Genomic DNA, 19,556 nt, shown 5'->3' on the forward strand with positions numbered 1-19,556 from the left:
TCCGGGCAGTGCCCCACGAGGACCGGGGAAAGGGTTCGTTCACGGCACGAGCCCGACGCCGGACGACTCCCCCGGGCTACCGAACGGATACAGCTGATCCGATTCCGATGGTGGACCGAGCCAAGGAGCCGCCTGCCTTTCGGGCGGTCCTCGTTGTGACAGGCGACCGCTGTCACTCCTCGAGCCAGTTGCCCTGCGCGGCGGTCAGTGCCTCGTCCGTCCTTTGACGAGGACGGCGCCACCCGGGGCTCAACTGCGTTGCGCCTGCAACGTGTTTTCGATAGACATGACTGCTGCGCGGTGGGACGCGTGCGGTGCAGGTGCACACGCACCGCATGAAGCGCCGTTGTGCACACGACTATTCGGGGGTGGGTGCATGAAGTTCGACATGGGCAGTACGACGCTGTCCGACCTTGGCAAGAGCACGGTGGGGTCCAGCACTGACCTGGGCACGCTGATCCAGCTTCTGATTGCAGCCGCTGATCCGCTGGAGGGGAAGTTCAACGGGGCCGGCAAGGCCGCGTTCGACTCTTTCAAGGTGCGCGCGGATGAGATCACCGATGCGCTCAACGGTTCTCTCCAGTCGATCCTGGGCGGGCAGTCCGGCATGGACACCGCGTTCGGTACCGGTGATCAGGAGCAGGAGAGCAACGCTCACCAGAGCATGGCCGGGGCCAACTTCGACGCGGCCCGGTTCTCCGGGCGATAGGGACGGGGATTTCGTCATGGGGCAGAACCAGGACCGCCGCAGTTACGACACGGGTGCCTCGGTGGAGGTGCAGGGCGGGCTGCAGGGCATCATCGGGCAGCTTGAGCTGGTGCTGGGTGACCGGGACCGTGCGGTGAAGGCCGCGATGATGGAGTTCACCGCTGACGGAGTCTCGGACGAGTACCACGGCAAGGAAGCCCGCTGGAACAAGGCGGCGGCCGAGGTGCGCGAGATCATCCGACTGGTACGCAGCACGCTGGAGCAGAACGACGGGACCGCGCAGTCGACGCTGGCAAGGGCCAAGGCCGCAGTCGACGCCATCGGCTAGGAAGCGCGACGGGCGCAGCGGTGCCGGCTGATCGGCCGGCAGTAGGGGGATGATCATGCAGGGGTGGGACATCACTCCGTCCGGAGTCCAGTCTGTGACTTCGCTGGTGGGGGACGCGATGGACGATGTGGCCAAGAGCGTCCAGTCGTACGGGACGGACATCGGCAGCGCGGCGAGCTCGGCCGGGACGCTCAGCGGGGTGTACGGCCCCGCACCGACCGGGCCGATCGGCGCGGCGCTGGGGCTGTTCGTGGAGAAGACCGCGGGCGATGTGCTCTTCCTCGGGGCGCGGGCGGCCAAATCCGTGAACGGCGCGCGCGAGGCGACCGCCTATTACGTCGTCGGGGATCTCGATATGGCTTCGACCGCCGGACACAAGGCGCTGTCGGCTCCAAAGGTCGAGCTGCCGAAGCCTGGCGGCCGGCCGGGCGGCGAGAAGTGAAGATGATTGAACCGTCAGGCATTCCGCATTTCAGTGGCAACCTGGACCAGTTGGACCGTGATGTTTCCGCGCTGCGCAGTGATGCCATCGGCATCCGCAACGGCGGCAGGGATGTGCACTCCCGTTTCCAGGCGTTGGAGGGTGTCTACAAGGCGCCTGAGGCCGGCCAGCTGTTCGCCACCACCCGGCCGGTCATGGACAAGGCCGAGGCCTTTGCCACGAACCTGGAGACGGTGGCGGACGCGCTGGACACGTTCTCCATCGAGGCCCGCCCGCTCGCCAAGAAACTGGCCCAGCTCAAGGCCGATGCCCTCGCCTTCGTCGACAGCGTAAAAGGTGACGACGAGTGGACGGACGACGAAGACAGGATCAACCGGCACCAAGAGCTCCTTGACGGCGTGAGCGCCGCGCGGGCCGCCTTCCAGGAAGCCGAGAACAGAGCCGCCGGCAAGATCTCGGCGATCGTGGGCGGGCCGAAGTTCGTTTTCGACGACGGCAGCCACACCGCCAATGACAAGACGGTGATGTACGGCAACGACCTCGACACCCTCAAGAGCGCCGAGGAACTGCCCTGGGGTGCCCCCGTCTCCGAGACCGGGTTCGGCTACTGGGCCAAGAGCTACTTCTGGGATGGGCTCGTCGTCGACAACATCGGGGGCGGTCTCAAGGGCTTGGGAACCCTGGTCGGTATCGGCGACGACGACACCAGTGACGCCTGGAGCCACCTTCTGGACGTCGTCGGTGGAATCGGCCAGTACACCGCCACGCCCTACAACTGGCTCATGGACCAGGCGCTGGGCGAGGAGCCCAAGGACCCGGAGGTGGAAAAGCAGAAGCAGGCCACCCGGGACTTCGGCAAGGCCCTGGTCGGCTGGGACATGTGGGACGAGAACCCCGCACGCGCCGCCGCGACTGTCACCTTCACCGTCCTCACCCTCGGCAGCGGGGCCCTCGCTACCGCCGCCAAGGCGGGCAGCGGCGGCGCGCTCGCCAAGACCGCCGGCGCCGCCGGCAAGGTCGGCACCTGGATCGACCCGCTCTCCGCCGGCCTCAAGGTCACCGGTAAGGCAGTCGGTTCGATGCCCAGGCTGTCCGAGGTAACGGCCAGTATCCGCAGCGCCTTCGACACGACGGCGACCTCACAGCGCCTGCACAGCGTCATCGAACTCGACAACGGCTCCAAAGTCGTCATCAAGGACGGCGAGTTCATTCCCGTCGACGCCAACGGCAACGTCATCAACTCCACTCCGCGTCACGAAGCCTCAGCCACCGACAGGGCTGCAGAGAACACGCCCGCGCAGCGGGAACCTGTCGGAATCGGCGCCGCCAGCCGTACCCCCGAAGCGAGCGCCCGCGCAGGCGAGAACCTCCCCAGTGGCGCGGCCAACCACCTCCCTGGTGGCACCTCCGGGAACGTTCCGGGTGACGGAGGCCACTCCAGTGCGGGCGAGGGCCCAGGCGGCAGCAGGCACGACGGCGATCCCCCAGCCAGCCGCCCTGCTGGCGCCTCGGATCCGCCAGGTGGACCCGCTCCCGCGCTGACCCCGGAAGAGCAGGCCGCACATGCCCGGCACCTGGAAGAGATCGAGCAGCGACATGCAGACGACTTCGACCAGCTGAAGCAGGATCCCGACCACAAGGGGAAGGTGAAGCCATCCGAAATGGACGAGGCTCGCCTTGCCCTCGACTTGCGTGAGCAGGGGAAAGTACCGGCAGATATTCAGCGCCCGCCCGAGGCGAACCACGGCGACCTCTATTCGCCTAGCACCGGCGAGTTTTACGACATTAAGGGCGTGCACTCCGACTGGCCACCGCTCAACAATGTCCGTGATAAGTCCCTGCCGTTCAAGGGAGCGTATAATCCGGCAGATAACCGAGGATGGATCCGGAAGCTAAAGGATCAGATCGTAACCAAGGGCCGCATCGTTGTCCTCGACACACGCAACGCCGATCAGGCCGCGATCAATGACCTTAAGGCGATAGCGGAACAGAATGGTTGGAGTGATCGAATTGTCTGGTATCCGTGATGGTGGGCGCAGTGTGAAGGTGCCCCCAGCCGATGCGCAGGCTGCTGCTGCACTGGATGAGTGGGTTGCCGAGAGCGAGTCCCTGTTGGATGTGGTCGGGCTCGACCTCCGTGGAGCCGACATTTCAGGTGCCGATCTCGCTAACGGAATGCTTGCCGAGGCCATCCTGCGCAGCGTCAACTTGTCCGGGGTTGATCTGTATAGATCCCACCTGGAGGGGGCCGATCTCAGGGAGGCGAACCTTTCCGGGGCCACTCTCGTGAAGGCTGTGCTGGATGAATCCTCTTTGGGCTGCGCAAATCTGGACCGAGCCGACCTCGGAAGTTCGGAGATGTGGGCAGTTGACGCTCGAGGTGCAAGCTTTCGGAACGCGAAGCTTGATGGGGCCGGGCTGCTCGATGTGAAGCTTCAAGGAGCGGACCTGTCGAATGCAAGCGTTCAGCAAACATCATTCCAAGTCGTCATGGATGAACATACGACAGTGCTGGGACTTACCGGTACGGTGTTCGGCCCAGCTTCGGTCACCGAAGGCAACGACTTGCGGGAACTCTCCGGAGCCGACCTCGAAGTGTGGCTGAATAGCCGAGGTGCGCGCGTTCAGGTGTTGCCTCCTCGGCGGCCACAAGGACGTTGATTTCCTCTCGGTCTGCGCTCGGAGAGCTGAATCCCATGATGCCGCTCCGACGTACGGGAAGCGAGAGAGGCGAACAAGCAGAACGGAACGTTGGTAGCCATGGCACCGCAGGATTACGACAGTCAATTGCTGGAGTCGGTGTCGGTGCGGCGTCGGCGGCTGCGGGATGCCTTGTTGTTCGGCGCTCAGCGGCAGCGACGGTCGGTGGATGAACGTCTGGGGAAGGCACTTGCCGGGATCGTGATCGCGGCCATTTTGTGCGCAGGTTGCGTAGGCTGGTCGTTCATCTCTCACCGGCTCATCGGGAAAAGCCCGTACGGGCCCTCGGTTCAACAGCCGGCTACGACCCCGGTGGCACCTTCTTCTCGATGATAGGTTCGAACGCGTGATATCTGCGGGGGCTACGAGCCGTACGGCGTTGAGCCGGGTCACTCTGGTCGGCGAGCGGCGGCGTGTTGATCTCGTACTCCCGTCGCAGGAGCCGGTCGGCTTGCTGCTGCCCGAAGTGATGCGGCTGCTGGACGATCAGGTGTCGGCGCGGCCGATGCTGCGGCAGCTCGTCACTGCGGACGGTTCGGCGCTGGCGCACGACAGCACGCTGGAGTCGGCGGGCGTGCCGGACGGCGCGGTGTTGCGGCTGGTGCGGGTGGAGGACTCCCCGTCGGCGCCGGTGGTGCATGACGTCACCGATGAGGCCGCCGACGATGTGGATGTACGGGCGTGGCGGTGGCGGCCCTCGGCCCGGCGGAAGGTGGCGGGGCTCGCGGCCGTCGGCTGGGCGCTGGCGGCCGGTGTACTGGCCCGGGTTGAGTTCGGGCTGTCGGCGGTGGGCGGTGCGCTGTCGGCCGTCGCTGCGGTGGCGGCGCTGTTGGGCGTCCTGTTCGGGAAGTCCGGTCGGCGCGGCCTGGCGACCGCACTCACCGTCATGGGCGGGGCTCTCGGTGTGCTGGGGGCCTGGACGCTGGCGGACGCGCACGACTGGTCCGGCGCAATGCGTCTGGCTGGTGCGGCGGCGGCCGTGGTCGTGTCGCTACTGCTGCTCGGCCGGGTTTCGCCGTTGGGCCGGGGCGGACTGGTCGGTGCCGGGGCCGTGGCTGGGGCGACGGCATGCTGGGAGGCCGCTGTCGCGCTGCAGTCGGGCGCCGGTACCGCTGTGGGCCAGGCGCGTGCGGGTGCGTTGCTGGTGGTCGTGTCGGTGGTGGTGCTCGGGCTGCTGCCTCGGCTGGCGCTCATGTCTTCGGGGCTGTCCGGGCTCGACGACCGCCGCTCGGGCGGGGTGTCGGTGAGCCGGTACGAGGTGTCGACCGCGCTGGCGGCCACCCATCGTGGGCTGGCGCTCGCCTCGGTCGCCATGGCGGTCTCTGCGGCTGCGGCCGGAATCTTGGTGCTGCGGGCGCCGACGGTGTGGACCGTTCCGCTCGCCGTGGTCGTCGCCGTCGTGCTGGCTCTGCGGGCGCGGGCTTTCCCGCTGATCGCCGAGGTCGTGGCCCTGCTGTCAGCCGCGGCGGCGGTGACCGTGCGTCTGGCCTGGGTGTGGCTCGAGCGTTCCGGCACGGTCGCGCCTCTGGCCGTCCTTGTGGTGCTCGCCGTGGTTCCGCTGGCGGTGCTGTCGGTTCAGCCGGCTGAACATGTCCGGATACGGCTGCGTCGGTTCGGCGATGCGCTGGAGTCGGTCGGCGTGATCGCTCTGTTCCCTTTGGTGCTCGGCGTGTTCGGTGTGTACGGGCGTCTGCTCGGCACATTCGCATAGGGATCCGGCTATGACTCAGGGGGACTGGCAGCGCGATGTGCTGCGCGATGTGGGGCGACAGGACACCGCGGCCGACGCGCCTCCCGCACCTGACCGGCCGGCGCCCGGCCCGTCGGCCGCGCCCCCGCCCCCGCCCCCTGCCTCAGAGCCCATAGGGCCACATGGCGACCTCCCCGCCCGGCCTGCGGACCCGGTCCCTCAGCCGGGGCAGGCTTCGCAGCAGCCCGCCGTCCGGGCGGTGCGGGATCCACGGCTCCCCATGGTCACGCCGGAGTCGCTGCCGACCGTCGATCCCCGGCTGGCCCACGCCATGGGGCGTCCGCGCCACGGGGATTCGATCACCCGGCGTACCGGCCGCTCGCTCCACAAGCTCACCGCGTCGGCTGCGCAGGAGGTGTCCGAGGAGACACGTCTCGCACGGGCGCTGCAGCAGCCGGTGACCACTGGGCGGGTGATCGCGGTCACCTCGATCCGGGGCGGGGTGGGAAAGACCACGGTGGCTGCCCTGCTGGCCCGGACGTTCAACCACTACCGGCACGACCCGGTCCTCGCGCTGGAGGCCGACGCGGCCCTCGGTACCCTTCCGGTCCGGCTCGGCGCGAAGTCGGTGCGGTGGTCGTGCAGGGAGCTCGCCCACCTTCTCACCCCCTCCATGCTGTTGACCGATGTCACCGGCTATCTCGTGCCGGTGACGGATGGCGGCTGGCTGCTGCCCGCGAGCCAGGGGCGGATCGGGGCACCGCTGGACATGCCGACGTACCGGACGGTGTCGCTCGCGCTGCGGCGGTACTTCGCCGTGACGGTGGTGGACTGCGAGACCCTGCCGGGCGAGGTGGCACGTACCGCGATGGATACCGCGCACGCGAGGGTCGTGGTCGCCCCGATGACGGCGGAGGGCGTGGGTGGTACCCGCCTGGTGCTGGACTGGCTGGCGCAGTTGCCGCACTCGGCGCTCGCCACCACCGTGGTCGCGCTCACCGCGAGCTCCCCCGACATGACACTCGATCTCAAGGCGGCCACCGCGCACCTGCGGGAGACGGGAGTCACGGTGGTGGCTCTCCCCTATGACCGTCATCTGGCCCAAGGAGGCCCCATCCAGACCGCGTTGCTCGGTCAGACCACCCGGCAGGCCGCCACTTCGCTGGCCGCCGAGGCGATGGAGCAGGCGGTGAAAGCGCGATGACGCTGCGGTTGGTCCACCGCCCGGCGCGCTCCACCAGGCCGCTCACCCCGGCGCAGCCCCGCACCATCGAGCCGCCCCCGAACCTGCCCGAGGGCAAGACGGGAAGCGCCGCGACCGCACTGTTGCCGATGGCCGGCGTGATGGGTTCGGTCGTGATGATGACCGTGGTCCGTTCCAGCCAGTTCGCGGGGCTGGGGGCTGTGGTGCTGGTGATCGCGCTGATGGGCGCGGTGGGACTGTTCCTGTCCCAGCGGGGCAAGGCGCAGCGCACCCGGCGCGCCCAGCGCGAACGGTATCTGGAGTATCTGGAGGAGTTGCGCGAAGAGCTGGGGACGGTGATGCGGGAGCGCCGCCGGGCGGCGAGGCTGCTCAGTCCGCCGCCGCAGGCGTTGTACGACCTCGCGCAGGACCCGGCGCGGTTGTGGGAGCGCCGCCGTACGGATCCGGACTTCCTGCGGGTACGTGTCGGTACCGGGGACGTACCGACACAGCAGTTGTCCATCGGCCAGAACAGCGCCGGAGGCGTGCTGACGCCCCCCGACCCGTTCATGCTCAACGAGGCCCGGGCGCTGGTGGCCCGGTTCGCCACAGCGACCGAATCCCCGTTGACGGCGCCGCTGGACCGGGCCGGGAACATCAGCATCGTCGGGGACCGCGAGGGTGTACTGCGGGTCGCGCGGGGCCTGTTGATCCAGACGGCGGTCACGCACGCACCCGACGACGTGGCGATCGCGCTCGGCGTGCCCGGTGGGCACGTGGCGGCTTGGGACTGGGCCAAGTGGCTGCCCCACGTACTGGATCCACAGGAGAGCGACGGGCCGGTCTCGGCACGCCGGATCGCCCCCAGCCTGCCGCGACTGGCCCGGCTGATCGCCGCCGATCTGCGGCGGCGGGCCTCGTACGCCGCCGAGGTGCGGCGCGGCCTGTCCGACAGGAACGCGCTGAAGCTCACCAGTCGGCTGCTGGTGGTCAGTGACGAATACGGGGAGAACGCTGCCGAACTGCCGCGCCCCGACGCGGCTGTGTCCCTGGCTGACATGGGCGTCACCGTGCTGCACCTGCTGGAGCAGCAGGTGCACGAGCCGGATCAGGTGACCGTGCGCATCACGGTCGACGGCGACCAGGTCGTGATCGAGGACCTGCGGGCCTCCGAGGCCCCGGCTGCCTCCGGCACCTCGGATGCCGTCAGCGTCGCGGGAGCCGAAGGGCTCGCACGCATGCTGGCTCCGCTGCGGCTGTCCGCCGAGTCGGTGGCCGAGGGCACCCCGGTGTCGGGACCCGTCGACTTCCCCGCACTGCTGGGGATCGACGATCCCGCGGCCCTGGACATCGACCGGCTCTGGACGCCGCGCGGCGAGCGCGCGTTCCTGCGCGTGCCCATCGGCGTGAACGACCGGCACGAGCCGGTGCTGCTGGACCTCAAGGAGTCCTCCGAGCTGGGCATGGGCCCGCACGGTCTGTGCGTGGGCGCCACCGGCTCCGGCAAGAGCGAACTGCTGCGGACCCTCGTCCTCGCCCTGGTGGCCTCCCATCCGCCGGAGGATCTGGCGATGGTCCTGGTCGACTACAAGGGCGGCGCGACCTTCGCCCCGTTCGCCGAGCTGCCGCACGTGGCCGGGGTGATCACGAATCTGGAGAACCAGGCCGGGCTCGTCGAGCGCGTCCACACCAGCCTCGCGGGCGAGGTAAGGCGCCGCCAGCAGGTACTGAAGGACGCGGGCAACGTGGCGGACATCGGGCACTACGCGGCGCTGCGCGCCAAGCGCCCGGACCTGGACCCGCTCCCGCACCTCTTCGTCGTCATCGACGAATTCGGTGAGCTGCTCACCGCCAAGCCGGACTTCATCGACCTGTTCCTGTCCATCGGCCGCATCGGCCGCTCCATCGGTGTGCATCTGCTGCTGTCCAGCCAGCGCATCGAAGGAGGCAAGCTCAAGGGCCTGGACACGTACCTCTCGTACCGGCTCGGTCTGCGTACCTTCTCTGCCGACGAGTCGCGTACGGTGCTGGACACCACCGACGCCTTCCATCTGCCGCCGCTGCCGGGTTTCGGCTACCTGAAGGTCGACACATCGACGTACGAACGGTTCAAGGCGGGGTACGTCTCCGGCGCCTACCGCGGTCCGGCCCTGGCCGAGGCCGTCGACAACAGACCGCTCGCCCTGCCGTACCCCACCTTCAACGCCCCTGCCGACGAAGGGGTGCCGGACGCCGGAGCCGAGCCGGCGATGCGGGAGCGGGAAACCGGCCCCACCGTGATGTCCACGATGGTCGACCAGCTGCGCACCGCTGCCGAACCCGTACGCCGCGTATGGCTGCCCCCGCTGCCCGGCGCCCTCACCCTCGACGCGGCAGCAGGACCCCTCCAGGTCTCCGAGCGCGGCATGCACCTCGCCCACCCCCCAGGCACGATGCGGGTGCCACTTGGACTGCTCGACGACCCCGCCCGGCAATGGCAAGGCCCGTGGACGCTGGACCTCACCGTGTCCGGCGGCCACGTGGCGGTCATCGGCGGCCCCCAGTCCGGCAAGACCACCCTGCTGCGCACCCTCGCGCTCTCCCTCGCTCTGACCCACACCCCGAGCGAAGTCGCCCTGTACGGACTGGACCTGGTGGGCGGCGGCCTCTCAGTCCTGGCCGGGCTGCCGCATGTGGGCGGTATCGCCGGACGGGCCGACCACGAGCGCGCGGCGCGCACCGTCGCCGAGGTGCGTGCCATGCTCGCCACCCGCGAGGACGTATTCCGCGAACACGGCATCGACTCCCTCGACCAGCTCCGCCACCTGCGCGGCCAGGGCCGGCTGTCCGAGCTCGGCGCCACCGACATCGTGCTGCTCATCGACGGGTTCGGCGCGCTGCGCGACGAGTTCGCGCACCTCGACGACACCGTCGCCGACCTCCTCAAGCGGGGCAGCGGCTACGGCATCCACATCGTGGCGGGCATGCTGCGCTGGAACGACGTACGCATCGCCACCCAGTCGATGTTCGGCACCCAGCTCGAACTGCGCCTCAACGACCCGTCCGACTCCGCCATCGACCGCAAGCTCTCCGAGACCCTGGGCCCCGACACCCCCGGCCGCGTCCTCACCGACGGCAAACTCTTCGCCCAGGCCGCCCTGCCCCGTACCGACTCCGTCCCCGCCACCGGCGACCTCGGACCGGCCCTGGAAGACGCGGCCCGGACGATACGCACCACCTGGCACGGCGACCTCGCCTCTCCCGTACGGGTACTGCCCACCCGGCTGCCCGCAGCGCGGCTGCCCTCCGTAGCCGCAGAGCCGAAGCGGATCCCGATCGGCGTCGACCAGGACACCCTCGCCCCCGTACTCCTCGACCTGTTCGAACACGACCAGCACCTGCTGATCCTCGGCGACAACGCATGCGGCAAGACCAACCTGCTCAAGCTGATCGCTCAGCGGTTTGTCGACCGCTACAGCGACGACGAACTGGTCTTCGCCGTCTTCGACCCACGCCGCGGACTGCGCGGCACCGTCCCCGAGCCCTACCGCGGCGGTTACGCCCACAACGCCAGGATCAGCGCCGGGCTCGCCTCCGGAATCGCCACCGAGCTGGAAAAGCGCCTCCCCGACGAGAACGTCGACCACGACACCCTCCCCGACGGCCCGGCCTTCACCGGCCCGCGCATCGTCATCCTCGTCGACGACTACGACGTCCTCACCACAGCGGGCCAGCAGCCCCTCGCCCCGTTCCTGCCGTACGTGTCGTCCGCACAGGACATCGGTCTGCACTTCGTCGTCGCCCGCCGCGTCGCCGGATCGTCGCGTGCGCTGTACGAGCCGTTCCTGACCACTCTGCGCGAGAGCGGCACCGCCGCCCTGGTCATGACCGGCGACCGCACCGAGGGCCAGCTCTTCCCCGGCCTGTACGCATCCGCCCAGCCGCCGGGCCGGGGCACACTGGTCCGCCGCGGTCGCCCCCACCAGCTCATCCAGACCGCCCTCGCACCCGAGGCAGAAGAAACAGAGCTCCCGTGACCAAGGACGTCATCGCCCTCACCCCGAAGATGCCCGACATCCGCACCCTCCTCGCGGGCCTGTACGCCGGAGGCCCGGACGTGGGTGTCGACACCACCGCCGACGGAGCCGTCGTCCAGCTCTGCGCGCCGGGCGGACGCCCACTGGTCTCCATCGAAGCCCCGATCCTCCTCCAGGTCCCGGGCGAAACCAGACGCCTCCTCGGCACCGGCGCCGACGTGGCGGACAGCCCTCTGTGGTGGACCGAAGCCCGGGCATCCACCGCCGTCCCCGAGGCCGAGCCCCTCGCCCGGTCCTTCGCCGGCCGCCTCGTCTCCGTACTGGGCGGCACCACCTGGCCCGCAGGCCCGGTGACCACCGACGTCGTTCCTCTCACCTCTGACCTCGTCCCGGCCCCCGATACCGAGCCCCTGGGCATCGACGTCCTCACCCAGCAGGCCGCGGTCGTCATCCAGGACCGCCCCGTCGTAGCCATGACCAGCTGGCTCTCCGACGCCCTGCGCACGGCCATCACCAGCGACCGGGCCCTGCAGATCGTCACACCCCGCACAACTCGTCTCACCCTCCCCACCCGCACCGCACTCCACGGCCACCCCAACCGGTGGGTCGTACAGGACGCCGACTGCGGTTACTACGACGGCCTGTCCGGCGCCGTGCTGCGCTGGCAGGACGGCACCTTCGCCCCCACCCGCGCCGAGTCGGGTGCCACTGCCGTCGCACCGGCCTTCACCCAGGCCCCCGCCACCGGCGAACGCCAGCTGATCCTCTCCATCCGCACCCAGCACGCTCCGGACACCGACCTCCAGCTCGGCCGCGCCCTGGAGACAGCCTGGCGACACCTCACCAGCGCCCCGCCCGCCGGCTGGAGCACCGCAGAACCCGTCAACCTCCCCTGGTCCACACGGCAGCTGACCGACCTCGCCCGCAACCGCGCCCCCCAGCCCACCTGGCTCGTCGCCATCGGCCACCCCGACCGCCCCGCCATCGCGACTGTGCACATCACCCGCACCACAGCAGGCGTCGAAGAGGACATCACTCTCACGCTGGGCTACGACACCGGCGAGATCCCACCCCTCGACACCATCGAAGCCCTCGCCGGGACACTGGCCACCGACCACAACCTGACGTCCATGCTCGCCTCGCTCCGTCCCGCACGCCGGGACCTCACCGTCCCCCCGCATTTCGAGGCGCCCCCAGTCCCCCTCTCCTTCACACTCGGCACCGACGTCGTCCACGACATCGGGCTGAGCCACGCCCGTCGGCCACCCCTGGACTTGCACGCCATCCTGCTCGGCCCCGCTACGCACCCCGCCCTCCACTACCCGCTCGGAGATGGGACCAGCGCCCACGCGTGGACCACGCTCCAGCGGCTCACCCAGCACCTGAAGAAGGCGCAGCCCAGATCCGGCTGAAGGACAGAGCCCTGGTATCCGGTGGCCGGCCCGTCGACAGCGCCTGCGCCGCGCCATTACGTCCTCAGGATCGACGCCTGCGGCCACCTGCTCCGGGGCGACTTCTCCGCAGTGGCATCCCGACCCATCTGCTCCAGGGCCTCCGGTCCAACCGTCCCCACAACATCGAACTGAGCGAAAAGGGGGCGCTGAATGGCCACGCACGAGGCAACAGCAGAACGTCAGGGACGCTTTTGGGTCATGAGCATCGACGGCCTTCCGGAAGGAAGGCAGAACGTCACGCAGGGCCTCACCTGGACCGAGTCCCACGAGAACGCGCGGGATCCGGTCAGTCTCGTTCTGGATATCGAGGACGATCCGGCTGCCTACACCGTCGGCCTCGTCGCGGCTGGCCCGGCGATGTTCGAGGTCGCGCGGGAGGCCGAAGAGGCCGACGCTGCCGCACAAGAGGCGGAGAGGCGCCGCCGCGTAGCGATGACACGAGCAGCAAAGACACTCGTCGGCCTCGGGCTGACGCAGGCCGAGGCCGGTCGCATGCCCGGCGCCCCGAGTCGAGCCGCGAAGTCACCTCCATGTCAACCCAGCGGAGGCGGCACCGGATCAATCCCTTGATCACGGTTCACCCGATGGCATGAACGGATGTGATGACTCCGTTTCTCTTCCTGTCTCGGTCGTTGGGCCAGGGTGCGGTGTCCGCAGCGGTTCTCCTCGTGCGTTTGCGCCGCATGTCACGTCGAACCACAGGAAGGAGACACCGCGTGCATCTGACCTTGCATGAGCAGGAGCGGCTCATGATCCGTGTCACGGCGGATCTGGTCGAGCGACGCCTCGTTGAGGATCCCGATCTTCCACTGAACTACCCGGAAGTCATGGCGCTGTTCTCGGCCTACGTCCTCGAAGCGGCCCGGCACGACAAGAAGACGGTCGCCGAGCTCATGGACACCAATCTGAGCGATGTGGCGCAGCAGCTCCAAGACCGCCTCACCAAGCTCGGCACCAACGTCACCTTGCCGGCCCCGACGGGCAGTCCGACCCTCAACATCATGCCGGGCGTCCGGGAGATGATCGTCGATGTGCAGGTCGAGGCGACGTTCAAGGACGGGACGAAGCTGGTGACCATCCCGGAGCCGCTCAAGGCCGAGCCGCCCATGACGGACTACCCGGGCAAGCAGGAGCTTCTCTCGGACGACGATCAGTACGCGGTGGTGTACAACACGGACCAGCAAGGCAAGCCCCTGCCGATGGCAGCCCTGTGGGTGAAGAACACCGCGGACCGTCCCATCCAGATCGGCTCCCACTTCCACTTGGCCGACGTCAACGAGAAACTCCGCTTCTTTGTTGATCAGAAGTGCACCCAAGAGGCGAACGTGAGGGGGAAGCGGCTGCACATTCCAGCCGGTACGTCCGAGCGGATCGATCCCAGTGACGTGCGTCCGGTACGGGTGGTGCCCATCCAGGGAGCACAGTTGGTCAAGGGCCTTCGAGCGGGTAAGTCCTCAAGTGCTCCGGCTGGGTCCCTGCTTGATCCGGATGTGTCCCGATGAGCAATATTTCCCAGCAGGCTCCGAGCAGCGCAGCTTCACCAACCCCTCCAGCGTCGCTGAATCGGACCAACTACGCCACGTTGTACGGTCCGACGGCCGGTGACCGGATCAGGCTCGCCGACACCAACCTCATCGTCAAGATCGATCAGGACTGGTGCGGCGGCGACGGCCGCAGCGGCGACGAGATGCTTTTCGGCGGCGGCAAAGTCATCCGTGAGTCGATGGGCATGTCGCACTTTCCGAGGCGCGACACCACACACAAGCCGGTGGACACGGTGATCACCGGTGCTTTGATCATTGATCACTGGGGTGTGGTGAAGGCAGATGTCGGCCTGCGGGACGGGCTCATCCAGGCCATCGGCCAGGCGTACAACCCGGAAACGATGTCCCCGATGGACCAGGATCCAACCAACACGCGTGCCTCGAACTTCGTGGTGGGGCCGGAGACCGAGGTGATCTCCGGCAACGGGCGGATCCTGACCGCGGGCGGCATCGACACCCATGTACATTTCCTGGGCCCCGGACAGATCCACGAGGCACTCGCGTCGGGTGTGACCACGCTCATCGGCGGCGGCACCGGCCCCGCGGAAGGCAGCAGGGCCACCACCATGACACCCGGCGAATGGCACATCCGGCGGACGTTCGAGGCACTGGACGCCTATCCGGTCAACATCGGGCTGTTCGGCAAGGGCGGCACGGTGAACGAGGATGCGCTGAAGGACCAGATCCTCGCCGGCGCCATCGGCCTCAAGATCCACGAGGACTGGGGGGCCACCCCCGGGGCCATCGACAAGGCGCTGGAGGTCTGCGCGACCTACGGGGGCGCCCAGGTCGCCCTGCACGCCGACTCGATGAACGAGTCCGGGTTCGTCGAGGACACCTTCAACGCCACCAAGGACCGCACCACCGGCTTGCCGCGAGGCATTCACGTCTTCCATGTCGAAGGCGCCGGCGGCGGCCACGCACCGGACATCATGAAGCTGGCGGGCAAGGGCTACGAAAGCGTGCTGCCCGCGTCGACCAATCCGACCCGGCCCCTGACGAAGAACACCGTCGCTGAGCACATGTACATGATGGTGATCTGCCATCACCTCAACCTCAAAGTCCCCGCGGACAGGGCATACGCCGACTCGCGCATCCGGCCCTCCACCATGGCCGCCGAGGACTGGCTCCACGACACCGGCGCCATCTCGATGATGTCCTCCGACTCGCAGGCCATGGGGCGTATCGGGGAGATGATCATGCGGACCTGGCAGACCGCGCACGTCATGAAGGCCCGCCGCGGTCCTCTCCAGCCGGAGGCCGGCTGCCAGGAACCGGCGGACGACCAGGACTCGGACAACTTCCGCGTCAGGCGCTATATCGCCAAGTACACGATCAACCCGGCCCTCGCCCATGGCATCGACGGGCACGTCGGTTCCGTCGAGCCCCACAAGGTGGCGGACCTGGTGCTGTGGGAGCCGAAGTTCTTCGGCGTCAAGCCGCACATGATCATCAAGGGTGGACAGATCGCCTACGCGCAGCTCGGTGACGCCAACGCGTCGATCCCGACACCGCAGCCGTACCTGCCCCGCCCGGTGTGGGGGGCATGCGGCCGGGCCCCGGGAGGCAACTCCTTCAACTTCGTGGTGGACCACGACGATGCCGTCGACATCAAGAAGGAGTACGGGCTGACCAAGGGGATGAAGAAGATCACCTCCACCCGCGGCATTGCCAAGAGCCACATGAAGCTCAACTCCGAGTCGCCGGAGATCCAGATCGGCGGCGATGCCTTCAACGTCACCATCGGCTCGCTCACGGCCCCGAACGTGCCCCCGAAAGAGCCCCCGGGCACGCCCCCGGGCGCGGGCAGAGGCTCGACCATGGATACCCCCACCGTGCTGGAAAACTACCCGGGGGACCCGACGAACCCGCAGGACAAGCAGATGTTCGAACCGGGCAAGACGCCCAGCAAAGAGCTCTACGAGTCCGAACTCCCCATGGCACAGCGGTACTTCCTCTTCTGAGTCCGGCGTCGGGCCCGGCGGCACATCGCCGCCGGGCCCGCTGCCCCGGGGAAGCCCCTCCTCTTGAATTCCGTACCTGCGAAAGGCAGGCCACCGCTCCCATGAGCCACGCCGCCCTGCTCGTCCTGGCCGACGGCCGCTTCCCCGCCGGCGGGCACGCCCACTCCGGCGGTGTAGAGGCCGCGGTCGCCTCGCACGGTGTCCACGACGCCTCAAGCCTGGCGGCGTTCTGCCGGGGCCGCCTGCACACCGCCGGGCTGACCGCGGCCGGCCTCGCCGCGGCGGCCGCCACCGGATACGACCCGATGGCGCTGGACGAGGCCGCCGACGCACGCACCCCCGTACCAGCACTGCGGCAGGTCGCCCGCAAGCTCGGCCGGCAGATGCTGCGTGCCGCCCGGGCCGCCTGGCCCTGCCCCGAGCTCGACCAGATCGCCCACCACCTGCCCCAAGGCGCTCACCAGCCCGTGGTCCTGGGCGTCGCCGCCCGCGCCGCCGGCCTGACCCCGCTCGATGCCGCCCAGTGCGCCGCGTACGAGAGCATCGGCGGCCCGGCAACGGCGGCGGTACGGCTGCTGAGCCTCAACCCGTTCGACGCGACCGCCCTGCTCGCCCGGCTCGCCGGCGAACTCGACGATGTCGCGCGCACCGCCGCCGAGGCGGCAGCGCGGCTCGCCACCGACGGTGTCAAAGTCCTGCCCGCCGCGTCCTCGCCGCTCCTTGACATCACCGGCGAACAGCACGCCGCCTGGCCCATGCGGCTCTTCGCCTCCTGATTTCCCACATCCGTTCGGAGAACGCCATGCACCTCGACCACGCCACGACCCTGCCGCACCACCACACCCCCAGCGCCGAGGCACTGCGCCCCGACGGCGGCCGCCGCGCCCTGCGCATCGGCCTCGGCGGGCCCGTCGGATCCGGCAAGACCGCCACCGTCGCCGCACTGTGCCGCGCCCTGCGCGACCGGCTGTCCATCGCGGTCGTCACCAACGACATCTACACCCGCGAGGACGCCGAGTTCCTGCTCCGCGAAGCCGTACTGCCGCCCGAGCGCATCACCGCCGTCGAGACCGGCGCCTGCCCGCACACCGCGATCCGCGACGACATCTCCGCCAACCTCGAAGCCGTCGAACAGCTGGAGGAGACCCTGCCCGCCCTGGACCTGATCCTCATCGAGTCCGGCGGTGACAACCTCACCGCCACCTTCTCCAAGGGCCTCGTCGACCACCAGGTGTTCGTCATCGACGTCTCCAGCGGTGACGACATCCCCCGCAAGGGCGGCCCCGGCATCACCACCGCCGACCTCCTCGTCATCAACAAGACCGACCTCGCCCCCTACGTCGGCGCGGACCTGGACACCATGGCCGCCGACGCCAACAAGCAGCGCGGCGACCTCCCCGTCGCGTTCACCAGCCTGGCCTCGGACGACGGCATCCAGCCGGTCGCCGACTGGGTCAACGGCTGCCTGTCCGCGTGGCGTGCCGAGGCCGCCGTATGACAGCCGCTGCACCACGTACGCGCCCGGCGCCCACGGCGGAACACTCCACGCCGGCGCCGGTCACCGAAGGAAGCGAGAGGGACAGCGGGCGGACAAACGAGGCGCCCGCCGTCGAGTGGGTGCACACAACGGACCCCGCACTCTCCGGGGTCCGGGCCACCGCCTTCATCAGGGCCGCCCACAACGGCTCCATCACCACCGTCCCGCGCCTGCGCAACAGCGGCCCCTTCCACCTGCACCAGACACAGTCCCACGGCGAGTGGGCCCGCGTCAGCGTGATCAGCTCCATGTGCGCCCCACTCGGCGGAGACCGACTCGCCCTCGACATCACCGCCGAGGAACACGCCAAGCTGGAGGTGTCCACGGCAGCCGCCACGATCGCGCTGCCCGGCGCCACCGGCGCCCTCGCCACCTACGACGTCCGTCTCACCGTCGCCGACCACGCCATGCTGACGTGGCTACCGAAACCCCTCATCAGCGCCAGGGGCAGCACGCTTCACCAGACCTGCACCGTCGACCTCGCACCCACTGCCGCCGTCATCCTGCGCGAAGAACAACTCCTCGGCCGCATCCCCGAGCCTCCCGGCCGCCTCACCACCCGCCTGACCGTGAACCGGGGCGGCCGTCCCCTCATCGACCAACAGACGACCTACGGCGGGACGGCACCGTCATGGGACGGCCCCGCCGTACTGGGCGGGTACCGTGCCACCGGCCAACTCCTCGTCGTGGACCCCCGCCTCACCACCGACCACCCGCCGACCCTCATCGGCGACGATCCCGAGCAGGGCCAGGCCGTTCTCACCCCACTCGCCCGGCACCCCGCCTACCTGGCCACCGCCACCGCCCACACTCTCCACCACGTGGGCGAACTCATGGACACAGCCCTCGGACACATCCAGAACATGTAGCGGGGACCCGGGACCTGCCCCGGGCGACAGGTCCCGGTCGGTGCCGTCAGAGCCTGCGGTGGTGGGTCAGCTTCGGCACAGCCGGAAATGTCCACGAGAGCCAGGTGCCGGCGTACAGGTCAATCTGCACAGGCGGGTACGCGCGCGGTTGTACCCGCGTGTGCACTTTGAGATGTACGCCGACACCCAGGCTCCGTGCTGGAAGGACGAGCGGCCTGAGCTCCCCGTGCCGGCGTGGAGCCGAGCGGCATTCGGATTCGAGTAATCACGCCGCTGACTCTCTGGGGCGGCGAAATCCACACAGGTATCTCGACCGGGCCGTGAAGGCGCGGGGCGACCAGGAACGTCTCGCCGACCAGGCAAAGGAGCCGTGGGAGCACTCCACGACGCCTTCTCCAGCGATCGCCACAAAAAGCCAGGTCAGACGCACCTGAAGTGCACTGTCACCGTGCGACAGCGGGTCAGTACCGCACGGTGCGCGGCTAGTACCGCACGGAAAACAGCCGTGAAATCCACGTTTCCGCAGGTCAGAACGTTTCCGCAGGGTAAAACTGGTGGGGCGGGTGGGACTCGAACCCACGGCCGACGGATTATGAGTCCGCTGCTCTAACCGGCTGAGCTACCGCCCCTAACGGCGCGTCGCGCACATTTGTGCGCGCCGTCTGCCGCAGCATAGCCGCTCATACGATCTCCTGCCCCGGGTGGTCGGCTACGCATGCCCATGAGGACATCGCTGCCGCCTGCGCGGTTGCAGGAGACATGAAAAAGGACCCCAGAGGGGCCCTTCTCCTTGCCGCTCCCCCGACTGGACTCGAACCAGTAACCCTCCGGTTAACAGCCGAATGCTCTGCCAATTGAGCTACAGGGGATCGCGCTCCCCCGACTGGACTCGAACCAGTAACCTGCCGGTTAACAGCCGGCTGCTCTGCCAATTGAGCTACAGGGGATTGCTGCGTTGCATCGAACGTACCCACCGGATGGCGTCCCGGGGGGCGTGTGCTCGCTGCGACACATACATTAGCGCAAGCAGGGGGGTGCTCCGCCAATCGGTATCTCCCGGGGTGATCACCGGCGTCTCCGGGTAGGCGCCCAGCACAGCCCCCGCGGTCCGGAACTCCCA

At 68.8% G+C, this 19,556-nt stretch carries 16 protein-coding genes and 3 tRNA genes; 16 read left to right on the forward strand and 3 right to left on the reverse strand.

Going from position 1 to position 19,556, the window contains the following annotated elements:
• Positions 1-376: 376 nt before the first annotated feature.
• The 16 genes from ACWDZ4_RS03195 (at position 377) to ACWDZ4_RS03270 (ending at position 18,436) form a co-directional block, all read left to right on the forward strand.
• Positions 377-709 carry a hypothetical protein gene (locus ACWDZ4_RS03195; protein WP_387893748.1) on the forward strand — a complete coding sequence of 111 codons (333 nt, stop codon included), beginning with the start codon at positions 377-379 and terminating at the stop codon, positions 707-709.
• A 16-nt stretch (positions 710-725) separates the two neighbouring features.
• On the forward strand, positions 726-1,037 hold the full coding sequence (locus ACWDZ4_RS03200) for a pore-forming ESAT-6 family protein (RefSeq protein ID WP_215136020.1): 312 nt from the start codon (positions 726-728) through the stop codon (positions 1,035-1,037).
• A gap of 55 nt (positions 1,038-1,092) precedes the next feature.
• Positions 1,093-1,479 (forward strand): DUF6507 family protein, encoded by a 387-nt coding sequence (locus ACWDZ4_RS03205; protein WP_451506890.1) that lies wholly within the window; start codon positions 1,093-1,095, stop codon positions 1,477-1,479.
• On the forward strand, positions 1,476-3,506 hold the full coding sequence (locus ACWDZ4_RS03210; protein WP_451506738.1) for a hypothetical protein: 2,031 nt from the start codon (positions 1,476-1,478) through the stop codon (positions 3,504-3,506). The genes ACWDZ4_RS03205 and ACWDZ4_RS03210 overlap by 4 nt, the downstream gene beginning before the upstream one ends.
• Positions 3,481-4,140, forward strand: coding sequence for a pentapeptide repeat-containing protein (locus tag ACWDZ4_RS03215; protein WP_451506739.1), 660 nt, complete (start codon positions 3,481-3,483; stop codon positions 4,138-4,140). The genes ACWDZ4_RS03210 and ACWDZ4_RS03215 overlap by 26 nt, the downstream gene beginning before the upstream one ends.
• A 99-nt stretch (positions 4,141-4,239) precedes the next feature.
• Complete coding sequence (locus ACWDZ4_RS03220; protein ID WP_451506740.1) at positions 4,240-4,512, forward strand: hypothetical protein; 273 nt, start codon at positions 4,240-4,242, stop codon at positions 4,510-4,512.
• A gap of 13 nt (positions 4,513-4,525) precedes the next feature.
• Positions 4,526-5,890: a type VII secretion integral membrane protein EccD gene (gene eccD, locus ACWDZ4_RS03225; RefSeq protein ID WP_451506741.1), complete on the forward strand. Its 1,365-nt coding sequence runs from the start codon at positions 4,526-4,528 to the stop codon at positions 5,888-5,890.
• Positions 5,891-6,149: 259 nt separating this feature from the next.
• A complete protein-coding gene (locus ACWDZ4_RS03230; RefSeq protein ID WP_451506742.1) occupies positions 6,150-7,073 on the forward strand; it encodes a nucleotide-binding protein in 924 nt (307 codons plus the stop codon).
• Entirely contained in the window at positions 7,070-11,068 is a 3,999-nt protein-coding gene (eccCa, locus tag ACWDZ4_RS03235) for a type VII secretion protein EccCa (RefSeq protein WP_451506743.1), read from the forward strand. The genes ACWDZ4_RS03230 and eccCa overlap by 4 nt, the downstream gene beginning before the upstream one ends.
• Entirely contained in the window at positions 11,065-12,480 is a 1,416-nt protein-coding gene (locus ACWDZ4_RS03240; RefSeq protein ID WP_451506744.1) for a DUF6177 family protein, read from the forward strand. The genes eccCa and ACWDZ4_RS03240 overlap by 4 nt, the downstream gene beginning before the upstream one ends.
• Positions 12,481-12,720: 240 nt before the next feature.
• Positions 12,721-13,092, forward strand: a complete 372-nt coding sequence (locus tag ACWDZ4_RS03245) for a type II toxin-antitoxin system HicB family antitoxin (RefSeq protein ID WP_451506745.1) — start codon at positions 12,721-12,723, stop codon at positions 13,090-13,092.
• Positions 13,093-13,238: 146 nt separating this feature from the next.
• A complete protein-coding gene (locus tag ACWDZ4_RS03250) occupies positions 13,239-14,024 on the forward strand; it encodes an urease subunit gamma (RefSeq protein WP_451506746.1) in 786 nt (261 codons plus the stop codon).
• Positions 14,021-16,030, forward strand: a complete 2,010-nt coding sequence (gene ureC, locus ACWDZ4_RS03255; protein ID WP_451506747.1) for an urease subunit alpha — start codon at positions 14,021-14,023, stop codon at positions 16,028-16,030. The genes ACWDZ4_RS03250 and ureC overlap by 4 nt, the downstream gene beginning before the upstream one ends.
• A gap of 101 nt (positions 16,031-16,131) precedes the next feature.
• On the forward strand, positions 16,132-16,806 hold the full coding sequence (locus tag ACWDZ4_RS03260) for an urease accessory protein UreF (protein WP_451506748.1): 675 nt from the start codon (positions 16,132-16,134) through the stop codon (positions 16,804-16,806).
• Between the two features lie 26 nt (positions 16,807-16,832).
• On the forward strand, positions 16,833-17,528 hold the full coding sequence (ureG, locus tag ACWDZ4_RS03265; protein ID WP_451506749.1) for an urease accessory protein UreG: 696 nt from the start codon (positions 16,833-16,835) through the stop codon (positions 17,526-17,528).
• Positions 17,529-17,647: 119 nt separating this feature from the next.
• Positions 17,648-18,436, forward strand: a complete 789-nt coding sequence (locus tag ACWDZ4_RS03270) for an urease accessory protein UreD (RefSeq protein WP_451506750.1) — start codon at positions 17,648-17,650, stop codon at positions 18,434-18,436.
• Positions 18,437-18,988: 552 nt separating this feature from the next.
• Here ACWDZ4_RS03270 and ACWDZ4_RS03275 read toward each other — a convergent pair.
• The 3 genes from ACWDZ4_RS03275 to ACWDZ4_RS03285 form a co-directional block, all read right to left on the reverse strand.
• A tRNA-Ile gene (locus ACWDZ4_RS03275) sits at positions 18,989-19,065 on the reverse strand.
• A 167-nt stretch (positions 19,066-19,232) separates the two neighbouring features.
• A tRNA-Asn gene (locus tag ACWDZ4_RS03280) sits at positions 19,233-19,305 on the reverse strand.
• A 5-nt stretch (positions 19,306-19,310) separates the two neighbouring features.
• Positions 19,311-19,383 (reverse strand) — tRNA-Asn (locus tag ACWDZ4_RS03285).
• Positions 19,384-19,556: the final 173 nt, after the last annotated feature.

It is taken from the genome of Streptomyces sp. NPDC003016 (genome assembly GCF_053591455.1).